The organism is Rubrivivax gelatinosus (genome assembly GCF_016583785.1).
GTDB lineage: Bacteria > Pseudomonadota > Gammaproteobacteria > Burkholderiales > Burkholderiaceae_C > Rubrivivax > Rubrivivax gelatinosus_B.
Genome location: NZ_NRRU01000143.1, coordinates 1 through 10728, shown reverse-complemented (window position 1 = coordinate 10728; position 10728 = coordinate 1). Strand labels below are relative to the sequence as shown.

At 72.4% G+C, this 10728-nt stretch carries 12 protein-coding genes and 1 riboswitch; of the genes, 8 read left to right on the top strand and 4 right to left on the bottom strand.

Going from position 1 to position 10728, the window contains the following annotated elements; all coding sequences use genetic code 11:
- Both CKO43_RS23590 and CKO43_RS23585 read left to right on the top strand, forming a co-directional pair.
- On the top strand, window positions 1–409 hold a 409-nt coding region (locus tag CKO43_RS23590; RefSeq protein ID WP_200380175.1), incomplete at its 5' end, for a response regulator.
- Between the two features lie 97 nt (window positions 410–506).
- Complete coding sequence (locus CKO43_RS23585; RefSeq protein WP_200380174.1) at window positions 507–1736, top strand: lipase family alpha/beta hydrolase; 1230 nt, start codon at window positions 507–509, stop codon at window positions 1734–1736.
- A 6-nt stretch (window positions 1737–1742) separates the two neighbouring features.
- On the opposite strand, the gene CKO43_RS23580 is transcribed toward CKO43_RS23585, so the two are convergent.
- Entirely contained in the window at window positions 1743–2363 is a 621-nt protein-coding gene (locus tag CKO43_RS23580; RefSeq protein WP_200380173.1) for a UPF0149 family protein, read from the bottom strand.
- 213 nt (window positions 2364–2576) lie between these two features.
- Here CKO43_RS23580 and CKO43_RS23575 point away from each other — a divergent pair, with 213 nt between their 5' ends.
- Genes CKO43_RS23575 through CKO43_RS23565 form a run of 3 tightly spaced genes read left to right on the top strand, consistent with a single transcriptional unit; the run spans window position 2577 to window position 6273 of the window.
- Complete coding sequence (locus tag CKO43_RS23575; RefSeq protein WP_200380172.1) at window positions 2577–4250, top strand: formate--tetrahydrofolate ligase; 1674 nt, start codon at window positions 2577–2579, stop codon at window positions 4248–4250.
- 33 nt (window positions 4251–4283) lie between these two features.
- Window positions 4284–5261 (top strand): helix-turn-helix transcriptional regulator, encoded by a 978-nt coding sequence (locus tag CKO43_RS23570; RefSeq protein ID WP_200380171.1) that lies wholly within the window; start codon window positions 4284–4286, stop codon window positions 5259–5261.
- A gap of 34 nt (window positions 5262–5295) precedes the next feature.
- The gene (locus tag CKO43_RS23565) at window positions 5296–6273 is read left to right on the top strand and encodes a 2-dehydropantoate 2-reductase (RefSeq protein WP_200380170.1); all 978 of its coding nucleotides are present in this window, start codon (window positions 5296–5298) and stop codon (window positions 6271–6273) included.
- A gap of 5 nt (window positions 6274–6278) precedes the next feature.
- On the opposite strand, the gene CKO43_RS23560 is transcribed toward CKO43_RS23565, so the two are convergent.
- Window positions 6279–6818 carry a GNAT family N-acetyltransferase gene (locus CKO43_RS23560; RefSeq protein WP_200380169.1) on the bottom strand — a complete coding sequence of 180 codons (540 nt, stop codon included), beginning with the start codon at window positions 6816–6818 and terminating at the stop codon, window positions 6279–6281.
- A 19-nt stretch (window positions 6819–6837) separates the two neighbouring features.
- The gene (locus CKO43_RS23555) at window positions 6838–6999 is read right to left on the bottom strand and encodes a DUF3149 domain-containing protein (protein ID WP_200380168.1); all 162 of its coding nucleotides are present in this window, start codon (window positions 6997–6999) and stop codon (window positions 6838–6840) included.
- A 156-nt stretch (window positions 7000–7155) separates the two neighbouring features.
- On the opposite strand from CKO43_RS23555, the gene CKO43_RS23550 reads away from it, so the two are divergent.
- The 3 genes from CKO43_RS23550 to CKO43_RS23540 all read left to right on the top strand — a co-directional run bounded on the left by CKO43_RS23550 (window position 7156) and on the right by CKO43_RS23540 (window position 9525).
- The gene (locus CKO43_RS23550; RefSeq protein WP_200230741.1) at window positions 7156–7635 is read left to right on the top strand and encodes a thiosulfate oxidation carrier protein SoxY; all 480 of its coding nucleotides are present in this window, start codon (window positions 7156–7158) and stop codon (window positions 7633–7635) included.
- 10 nt (window positions 7636–7645) lie between these two features.
- Entirely contained in the window at window positions 7646–7960 is a 315-nt protein-coding gene (soxZ, locus tag CKO43_RS23545) for a thiosulfate oxidation carrier complex protein SoxZ (RefSeq protein WP_200380167.1), read from the top strand.
- A gap of 151 nt (window positions 7961–8111) precedes the next feature.
- Window positions 8112–8208, top strand: a riboswitch (glycine riboswitch).
- A gap of 168 nt (window positions 8209–8376) precedes the next feature.
- Complete coding sequence (locus CKO43_RS23540) at window positions 8377–9525, top strand: branched-chain amino acid ABC transporter substrate-binding protein (protein WP_200380166.1); 1149 nt, start codon at window positions 8377–8379, stop codon at window positions 9523–9525.
- A gap of 39 nt (window positions 9526–9564) precedes the next feature.
- On the opposite strand, the gene CKO43_RS26375 is transcribed toward CKO43_RS23540, so the two are convergent.
- A complete protein-coding gene (locus CKO43_RS26375; RefSeq protein WP_346728389.1) occupies window positions 9565–10680 on the bottom strand; it encodes an NAD(P)/FAD-dependent oxidoreductase in 1116 nt (371 codons plus the stop codon).
- Between the last annotated feature and the right edge of the window lie 48 nt (window positions 10681–10728).

The following is a 10728-nucleotide window of genomic DNA, read 5'->3' as shown; positions in this document are numbered from 1 at the left end:
AGCCGAGCTGCGGCGCCGTTTCGGCGGCAGCCGGGTGCTGCTGGCCGAGGACAACCCGGTCAACCAGGACGTCGGCCGCGAGCTGCTGGAAATGGCCGGGCTGCAGGTCGACGTCGCCGACGACGGCGAGGCGGCGGTGGCGCTGGCCTCGCGCCAGGCCTACGCCGCGATCCTGATGGACATGCAGATGCCCGGCGTCGACGGCCTGGAGGCCACACGCCGCATCCGCGCGCTGGCGGCGCACGCCGCGACGCCGATCGTCGCGATGACCGCCAACGCCTTCGGCGAAGACCGTCTGGCCTGCCTGGCCGCGGGCATGAACGACCATGTCGCCAAGCCGGTGGAGCCGGCGCAGCTGTTCGCGGTGCTGCTGCGCTGGCTGGACGCGGGCCCGGCGCGCCGATCCTAGAGCGCGCTCACCAGCGCCGCGCTTGCCGCCGGCGGGCGCAGCGGCCACAGTCGGGTGGCGGGCCCTGTCGCCCGTGTGCCGGAGAACGGAGCCGACGATGTCCCGAACGCGCCGCAGGGCCGACCAGGCGCTGCTGAACCAGGCGCTGGCGCTGACGCGCGAGGACTGGCGCGGCGTCTCGCGCCTCGTCGTCGACGCCGCGGTCGGCGTCACCGACCTCGCCGAGACGCTGCACCAGACGGTCACCGACAGCGTCGGCCGCCACGGCGGGCCGCTGGTGCGCCCGGTGGCACGGCTGTCGGGACGCATCGCCGGCAGTGTCTACGGCGCGGTGCGCAGCAGCTTCGGCGGTGTCGGCGGCCTGCTCGACCTCGGGCTGGGCTGGCGGCCGTCGTCGGTGGCGGGGGTGTCTTCGGCCGAGCGCGATGCTTTCGTCGCCGCGCTCAACGGCGTCGTCGGCGACCGGCTGGCGGCACGCGGCAACCCGCTGGCGCTGCCGCTGACGCTGCGCATCGCCCGCGCCGACGCCGGGCAGCCGCCTTCGCCCCAGCTGCTGCTGCTGGTGCACGGCCTGTGCATGAACGACCGCCAGTGGTGCCGCCAGGGCCACGACCACGGCCGGGAACTGGCGCAGGAACTCGGTTTCGACGCGGTCTACGCGCGCTACAACAGCGGCCGCCACGTCTCCGAGAACGGCCGCGACCTGGCGTTCGCGATCGAGACCCTGGTCGAGCGCTGGCCGGTGCCGGTCGAGCGCATCGTGATCGTCGGCCACAGCCTGGGCGGTCTGGTCGCCCGCAGCGCCTGCCAGGCCGCGGGCGAGGCCGGCCTGGGCTGGCCGGCGCGGCTGCGGCACATCGTCTGCCTGGGCACGCCGCACCACGGCGCACCGCTGGAACGTGCCGGCCGCCTGGTCGACGAGGCGCTGGCCTTCAGCCGCTACGTCGAACCGTTCGCGCGCCTGGGCCGGGCGCGCAGCGCCGGCATCACCGACCTGCGCTGGGGCAATCTGCGCGACGCCGACTGGCAGGGGCGGCCGCATTCGGCCCAGCGCCACGACGACCGCGTGCCGACCCCGCCGCCGGCCGGGGTCGCGCTGCACGTGGTGGCGGCGCTGCTGGCGCGCCGGGGCGACGCGCCCGCGGCGCGGCTGGTCGGCGACGGGCTGGTGCCGCTGGCCAGCGCGCTTGGGGAGCACGCCGATCCGGCGCTGGACCTGGGCGTGCCGGCAGCGCGCCGCCTGGTGCTGCACGGCGCGAACCACTGGGACCTGCTGTCGCGGCCCGAGGTCTACCGCCAGCTGAGCCGCTGGCTGGCCGGCAGCTGAAGCGCTCTAGGCGCCGACGGTGGCGCGGCCGCGCAGGCGCGGCACGACCTCGGCGACCGCGCGCGACAGCTCGTCGCGTTCGAACGGGTCCTGCAGGCGTTCGCGGTCGGCGTCCGACAGGCCCGAGTCGTCGCCGCCGAGCAGCGCCAGCGGCACCAGGGCCGGGCCGAACTCGGCGTCGTCGAACAGCGGAGCCCAGGCCTCGGCGTCCAGGCCGACGGCGGCCAGGAAGCCGATGCACCAGTCCTCGGCGTCGATGATCTCGCCGGCTTCGGTCTCGGCGACGCTGAACACCGGCTGCCAGTCGTCGGGCCGGTCGCGCAGCACGGCCTCGATCGCATGCAGGTGGCGCAGCACCAGCAGCACGGTGCGCTTGCGCCGCTTGCCGCTGGCAAACGGCGCCGCGCCGTCGCCGTCGCCGCCCCAGACGGCCGGCATCCACTCGCGGGTGCGCAGCCGTGCGAGCGTGCCGGGGCTGGCGGCGAGCGCGGTCAGGAAACCGTCGAGTGCCTCGACATTCATCGCCTCGTCGGCGGGCAGCTGCTGCAGCAGGGCGTCGAGTTCGTCGAGCTCCTGGTCGGTCAAGGCCGTGGTCTGCAGGGAAGGGTCGTAATCGGGATAGTCCACATGTGGGATTGTCAGGCCGCCGAGACAAGTTCTCACGTCATTGGTCAAGTCAGTTCGTCGGGGATCGTGCTGGCGTCGCGCCGGCCCGACGTTGTGGGGCTCGCAACGCCTTTGTGCGGGGCCTCGCCGCCGCGGCGATGCCCGCCCGGGCCCGCGATGACGCATCACGACGCACAATCGCGCGCTTTGTCTTCCCTTCCATCCGGAGTGCCCGTGCCGAGCGACATCGAAATCGCCCAGAGCGCCCGTCTGCTGCGCATCACCGACCTGGCCCGCGACCGTCTGGGCATCCCCGACGAGCATCTGGTGCCCTACGGTCACTACAAGGCCAAGCTCGCGCTCGACTACATCGACAGCCTGGCCTCGCGGCCCGACGGCAAGCTGGTGCTGGTGACCGCGATCACGCCGACGCCCGCCGGCGAGGGCAAGACGACGACCACCGTCGGCCTGGGCGACGCGCTCAACCGCATCGGCAGGAAGACCATCGTCGCGCTGCGCGAGCCTTCGCTCGGGCCGGTCTTCGGCATGAAGGGCGGCGCCGCCGGCGGCGGCCGCGCGCAGGTGGTGCCGATGGAGGACATCAACCTGCACTTCACCGGCGACTTCGCCGCGATCGCGCTCGCCAACAACCTGCTGGCGGCGGCGATCGACAACCACGTGCACCACGGCAACGCCCTGGACATCGACCTGCGCCGCATCAGCTGGAAGCGGGTGATGGACATGAACGACCGCGCGCTGCGCGAGATCACCGCCGGCCTGGGCGGCCCGGGCAACGGCTACGCGCGCCAGGACGGCTTCGACATCGTCGTCGCCAGCGAGGTGATGGCGATCTTCTGCCTCTCGACCTCGCTTGCCGACCTGAAGCAGCGCCTGGGCAACATCGTCGTCGCCGAGACACGTTCGCGCCTGCCGGTGCGCGCCCGCGACCTGAAGGTGCACGGCGCGATGGCGGTGCTGCTGAAGGACGCCTTCGCGCCCAACCTCGTGCAGACGCTGGAGCACAACCCGGCGATCCTGCACGGCGGCCCGTTCGCCAACATCGCCCACGGCTGCAACTCGGTGCTGGCGACGAAGACCGCGCTCAAGCTGGCCGACTACGTCGTCACCGAAGCCGGCTTCGGCGCCGACCTGGGCGCCGAGAAGTTCGTCGACATCAAGTGCCGCAAGTCGGGGCTGCGGCCAGCCGCCGCCGTCGTCGTCGCGACGGTGCGCGCGCTCAAGCACCACGGCGGCGCGGCGCTGGCCGAACTCGGCCGCGAGGACCTGGGCGCGCTCGAACGCGGCCTGGTCAACCTGCGCCGCCACGTCGACAACGTGCGCGAGGTCTACGGCCTGCACTGCGTCGTCGCGGTAAACCACTTCAGCGCCGACACCGAGGCCGAACACGCGCAGCTCGCGCGCCAGGTCGCCGACTGGGGCGTGCCGATCGCCCAGGCGCGCCACTGGGCCGAAGGCGGCGCCGGTGCCGAGGCGCTGGCGCAGGAGGTCGTGCGCCTGTGCGAGCAGCCGGGCACGATGCGTTTCGTCTACGAGGACGGCGACACGCTGTGGGAGAAGATGCGCAAGGTCGCGACCCGTGTCTACGGCGCCGCCGACATCGAGGCGCCGGCGGCGGTGCGCGCGCGCATCGAGCATCTGCAGGCCGAGGGCTACGGCCGCTGGCCGGTCTGCATCGCCAAGACCCAGTACAGCTTCTCGACCGACGCCAAGCGCCGCGGCGCGCCCTCGGGCCACGTCGTCGACGTGCGCGAGGTGCGGCTGGCCGCCGGGGCCGAGTTCGTCGTCATGATCTGCGGCGACGTGATGACGATGCCCGGCCTGCCCAAGACACCTGCAGCCGAGGTGATCGACCTCACGGAAGACGGGCGCGTCGTCGGCTTATTCTGAGCGCCGTCGTCGCCACCGGATGGCCGCCAGCCCATGTCGAATGCCGAACGCCTCTACAAGATCGAGCGCCTGATCCGCCAGCGCGGGCACGTCAGCTTCCAGACGCTGCAGGACGAGCTGGAGGTCTCGCGCGCGACGCTCAAGCGTGACCTGGAGTATCTGCGCAGCCGCCTGGGCGCGCCCATCGTCTACGACCGCGCGCTCAACGGCTACCGGCTCGAGGAGAACACCCGCGGCGCGCGCCACGAGCTGCCCGGCCTGTGGTTCGACGAGCGCGAGCTGTATTCGCTGCTCGCCGCGCACCAGTTGCTGGCCAGCCTGGACGACGACGGCACGCTGGCGCGCCACCTGCAGCCGCTGCTGCAGCGTGTGCGCGAGATGATCGGGAGCAGCGACGACGCCTCGCTGACCGAACGCGTGCGGATCGTCGCCTCGGCGCGGCGTGCGGTGCCGGCGCGGCATTTCGAGCTCGTCGCCGAGGCGCTGCTCGAACGCCGCCGGCTGCACCTGCGCTACCTGACGCGCACGCGCGGCGAGGTCGGCGAACGCGACGTCTCGCCGCAGCGCCTGGTGCACTACCGCAACACCTGGTACCTGGACGCCTGGTGCCACCGCGCCGGCGGCCTGCGCCGTTTCGCGCTCGACGCGATGGAGCAGGCGAGCCGGCTCGACCAGCCCGCGCTCGAAGTCGGGCTGGAGCGTGTGCAGGCCGAGATGGACGCCGGCTACGGCATCTACGCCGGCGGCACGCCGCAGTGGGCGACGATCGTCTTCGCCGCGTCGGCCGCGGCCTGGGTCAGCCGCGAAGCCTGGCATCCGCAGCAGCAGGGGCGCTGGCTCGAGGACGGCCGCTACGAGCTGCGCCTGCCCTATACCGACGACACCGAACTCGTGATGGACCTGATGCGCCACGGCGCCGACGCCGAGGTGCTGGCGCCGCCCGCGCTGCGGCTCAAGCTCGGCGCGCGCCTGCGCGCGGCGGCCGCGGTCTACGGCGACGGCTCCACCTGACACCTGGGCGCCGCCGCGCGCGGCAGAGGACGACATGAAGGTCTGCATCATCGGCGCCGGCGCGATCGGCGGTTTCATCGGCACCCGGCTCGCGGCCCGCGGCCAGGCGCAGGTCGGCGCGATCGCCCGCGGCGCGACGCTCGACGCGCTGCGCCGCCACGGCTGGCGGCTGCAGCAGGGCGGCGAGCTGATCCAGGCGCCGTGTGCGCAGGCGGCGGCCGAGGCCGCCGAACTCGGCGTTCAGGACCTCGTCGTCATCGCCGTCAAGGGCCCGGCGCTGACGGCGGTGGCACGTGGCATCGCACCGCTGATCGGGCCGCGCACGCTGGTGCTGCCGGCGATGAACGGCGTGCCCTGGTGGTTCGGCCACGGCGTCGCCGCGCTCGGCGACGCGCCGCTGGAGGCGGTCGACCCCGGCGGCGAGATCGCTGCGGCGATTCCGTTCTCCCAGGTGCTGGGCTGCGTCGTGCACGCCGCCGCGCTGACCACCGAGCCGGGGCTGGTGCTGCACAAGATGGGCGCCGGGCTGATCGTCGGCGAACCGGCCGGGGGCCCGAGCGCCCGCGTCGACGCCGTCGCCGCGCTGCTGCGCGAAGCCGGTTTCGAGGTCAGCGCCTCGGCCGACGTGCGCCGCGACGTCTGGTACAAGCTCTGGGGCAACCTGACGATGAACCCGGTGAGCGCGATCACCGGCGCCACCGCCGACCGTGTGCTCGCCGACCCGCAGGTGCGCGCCTTCTGCACCCAGGCGATGCAGGAGGCCGCGGCCATAGGCGAGCGCATCGGCTGCCCGATCGAGCAGACGCCCGAGGACCGGCACGTCGTCACCGCCCGGCTCGGCGCCTTCAAGACCTCGATGCTGCAGGACGTGGAGGCCGGGCGGCCGGTCGAGCTCGACGCCATCGTCGGCGCGGTGCGTGAACTCGGCTTGCGCCTGGCTCAGCCGACACCGGCGATCGACGCGCTCTTCGGCCTGGCGCGGCTGTTCGCGCAGGTGCGCGGCCTGTACTGACTGATTCAGAAGCGGCGCAGCATCACGCGGTCGCGCTGCAGGTCGTTGCCGACGGCGAAGCGGGTCGCGCCGACGTCGGCGAAGCCCGACTTGGCGTAGAACGCGATCGCCCGCGGGTTGCGCTCCCACACCGACAGCCACAGCCCGCGCCAACCGCGCGCGGCGGCCTCGGCGCAGGCGGTCTCGACCAGTTCCCGCGCCAGGCCGCGGCCATGCCAGGCGGCGGCGACATAGAGGCGGCGCAGCGAGCCGACGCCGTTTTCGTGCGACGGTGGCGGCTCGGGCCCGGTCTGCAAGAAGCCGACGATGGTGGAGCCGTGTTCGGCGACCCAGGTGCGCGCCTGCGGATCGGCGATCTCGGCTGCCTGCAACGCGGCGCCGAAGTGGCGGGCGGCATGGTCCCGCATGTCCTGCGGGTCGTTGTCGGCGGCGTAGGTGTCGTGGAAGGCTTGGGCCGCGAAGGCGGCCAGGGCGGCGGCGTCGGCCGCGACCGCGGGGCGGATCAGCGCGCCGCCGGGTGGCGGCGCGGCCTCGGTGCTGGCCATCGCGCCCCGGGCCGGCGCTTCAGCGGCCGGCCTTGGCCTCGGCTGCGGCCCGCAGCGAGTCTTCGCGGATGTGCTTCATGAAATAGCGCAGGTAGAAGCCGCCCATGCCCAGCGTGACGATGATCACGGCCAGACTCATCAGGCCGACATCGGTGGAGAACAGGACAGTCATGGCGTTCATCTGAAATGCTCCTCGGCAAGGCTTGATCTGTATCGGTCGGTGACATTTGGCGCGCGACACAAGGCAAGAGACTTGTCATAGCTCAAACGTCGATCCGCCCCCGGCAACGGGTGCCGCGGGGCCGCGGCGGCGCCGGGGCCCGACCACAATCGCGCCATGAACGAGGACCCGTCGATCGACCACGGGCGCCGCGACGCGGTGGCCGCGTCCGCCTCGCTGGCGCTGCTGCTGTCCGGGCTGGGCCTGCTGCCGCCGGCGGCCGCGGCGGCGGCGCTGCCGCCGGCTTTCGAAGCGCGCACGCTGGCCGAGCTGAACGCCGCGCTCGGGCTGGCGGCGCCGGTCGCAAGCCCGGCGGTGACGCTGTCGGGCCCGGACATCGCCGAGAACGGCGCCGCCGTCGAGCTGACGCTGGCGACGACGCTGCCCGGTGCCGAGCGCCTGCTGCTGCTGGTCGAGCAGAACCCGGCGGTGCTGTCGGCGATCTTCGAGCTGAGCGACGCCGTCGTGCCCGAGTTCGTGATCCGCGTGAAGATGGCCCAGTCCTCCAAGGTCTGGGCGGTTGCGACCACCGCCGAAGGCCGCGTGTTCTATGCCCGCAAGGACATCCGCGTGACGCTCGGCGGCTGCGCCGCCTGAGGAGGGGACGATGGCGAGCGCACCGATCCTGATCCGCGCCCAGCTACAGGGCGAGCGCACCGTCGTGCGGGCGCTGATGGCGCACGAGATGGAGTCCGGCCAGCGCAAGGATGGCGACGGCCGGCCCATCCCCGCCTGGCACATCCACGAGATCGTCGTGACGCTGAACGCGCGCCCGGTGCTGACGCTGCGCTGCGGCCCCTCGGTGTCCAAGAACCCGTTCCTGCGCTTCGCGCTGAAGGGCGCGAAGGCCGGCGACCGGGTCGGCCTGGCCTGGCTCGACACGCGTGGAGAACGCCGCACCGCCGAGGTCCAGGTCGCCTGAGCCCTCAGGACTTGTCCGGGGCTCATTCCCGCTTGGCGGGACCGGCCGCCAGGCCGCAGGGTGCTCCAGTGGCCATGGGGTTAACCCGGGGGGCGGCTGGCATAATCTGCCGCTTCACCGCACGGCACATCCGCCGTGCAGGCCACAAGCCCGAACGGCATCGGGAGAGCCCGCGTGTACACCCCGCCCGCGGCGCCGAAGGAGCAACCACCCCGGAAACTCTCAGGCAAACGGACCGATGCTGCGGATGAACTCTGAAGAAGCGCCGGCTCGATCGACGTCCGCCGGTGCGCCGCAGGAGCAAACGGCGCCGGGTGCACGCCGTGAATCTCCCAGGTCAGGTTACAGAGGGGGTGACGCCGCGTTTTTTTGCGCGAGCGCCTGCATGTCTTGCCGACGTCCTGCTGAGAGAGTACATGACTGCCTTCTTCCCGCGCCTTTCCCCGCTCGCCCTGGCCTGCGTGGCCGTCTCCTCGGCCCAGGCGGCCGACCCGCTGCTCGTCGTCAAGATCGGCCACGTCGCCGCCACCAGCGGCCCGATCGCCCACCTGGGCAAGGACAACGAAAACGGCGTGCGCATGGCGATCGACGAACTCAACGCCAAGGGCGTCGTCATCGGCGGCCGCAAGGCCCGCTTCGAACTGCTGGCCGAAGACGACGGCGGTGACCCGAAACAAGGTACCGCCGCCGCGCAGCGGCTGGCCGACAGCAAGGTCAACGGCGTCGTCGGCCACCTGACCTCGGGTACCGCGATCCCGGCCGCACGCATCTACAGCGAAGCCGGCATCCCGCAGATCGCGCCCTCGGTGACGAACCCGCGCTACTCGCGCCAGGGCTACAAGACCACCTTCCGCATGGTCGCCGACGACGCCCAGCTCGGCGGCACGCTGGGCCGCTACGCGGTGCAGACGCTGCATGCCAAGACGATCGCCGTCATCGACGACCGCACCGCCTACGGCCAGGGCGTGGCCACCGAGTTCGAGCGTGCCGCCAAGGCCGCCGGTGCGACCATCGCCAAGCGCGAGTTCACGAGCGATAAGGCGACCGACTTCACCGGCATCCTCACCGGCATCAAGGCCGCCAAGCCCGACGTCATCTTCTACGGCGGCATGGACGCCGCCGGCGGCCCGATGCTGCGCCAGATGAAGCAGCTGGGCATCCAGGCCAAGTTCATGGGCGGCGACGGCATCTGCACCGCCGAGCTGCCCAAGCTGGCCTCGGGCTCGGTGCCCGACGGCAACGTCATCTGCGCCATCGCCGGCGGTGTCGAGCCGGCGCAGAAGCCGGTGCTGGACAAGTTCAAGGCCGACTTCAAGAAGCGCTTCGGCACCGAGGTCCAGATCTACTCGCCCTACACCTACGACGCGACCAAGGTGATGGTCGAGGCGATGGTCAAGGCCGGCTCGGCCGACCCGGCCAAGTACCTGCCGGTGCTGGCCAAGATCAGCTACTCCGGCGTCACCGGCCCGATCGCCTTCGACGAAAAGGGCGACATCAAGAACGGCGCGCTGACGCTGTTCACCTTCAAGGGCGGCAAGCGCGAGGAACTCGGCGTCGTGCGCTGATCCGTCCGCAGGCGGCGCCGCGTGGCGCCGCCCGGCGGCTCACAGCGCCAGCGCGTCCGACCAGATGTTCTCGGCCCAGGACTGCGCGTACAGCGCCTCGGCGGTGTTCCAGTCCTTGGACACGCCGACCGAGGCCGGCACCGCCTTGAAGGTCTTCTCGGCGGCGTCGTAGGGATGCACCGAGGCGACGTGCACCGCGTGCGTCGCCGACAGATAGCTGTAGCAGGTGTTCATCACCAGCGGCGCCGGGTTCACCGGCTCGCCGCGCAGCAGCTGGATCACCGCCGCCGCCGCCACCTTGGCGTGCTGGTTGGCCATGTGGCCGCTCTTGGGCATCAGCGGCGCCGAGAAGGTGGCGTCGCCGAGCACGTGCACGCCCGGCTGCGCCTGCGACTGCAGCGTCAGCCAGTCGACCCCGACCCAGCGCTTGTTCACCGTCACCAGCCCGGCCTCGTGCGCCAGCGTGCTGGCGCGCTGCGTCGGGATGACGTTGAGCACGTCGGCCCTGACGTCCTCGAAGTCGAAACGCGCCAGCCGGCCGTCGACCTCGCGCAGCTCGGCGTTCGGGCGGTACTCGACGATGCCTTTGTAGTGCTCGTTGAAGGCGCGTTCGAACAGCGCCTTCTTCGACTGGATCTCGGCGTTGGCGTCCAGCACCAGCAGCTTGGCGCGTGGTTTGGCCAGCTTCAGGTAGCTGGCGATGACGGCGGCCCGTTCGTACGGCCCCGGCGGGCAGCGGAACGGCGCACGCGGGATCGTCATCGCGACCACGCCGCCGTCGGGCAGGGCCTCGAGCTGGCGCCGCAGCGCCAGCGTCTGCGGCCCGGCTTTCCAGGCGTGGGTGACGATGCCGGCGTCGAGTGCCGCCTGCAGCCCCGGCGTGACGGCGGTGTCGAAGTCGATGCCGGGCGCGACGATCAGCCGGTCCCAGGGCAGCTGGCTGCCGTCGGCCAGGCGCACGACACGTTTGTCGGGGTCGATGGCGACGGCGTTGCCACGCACCAGCTTGACGCCCGCGGCGGCCAGGCCCTCGTAGCCGCGTGTCAGCTCACCCAGCGTGCGGTAGCCGCCGAGCACCAGGTTGGACAGCGGGCAGGAGACGAAAGCCGTTTCGCGCTCGACCAGGGTGACGTCGACGCCGCCCCACAGCCGCAGGTAACGCGCCGCGATGCATCACGCCCATCGTCCCGACCGTGCCCGCCG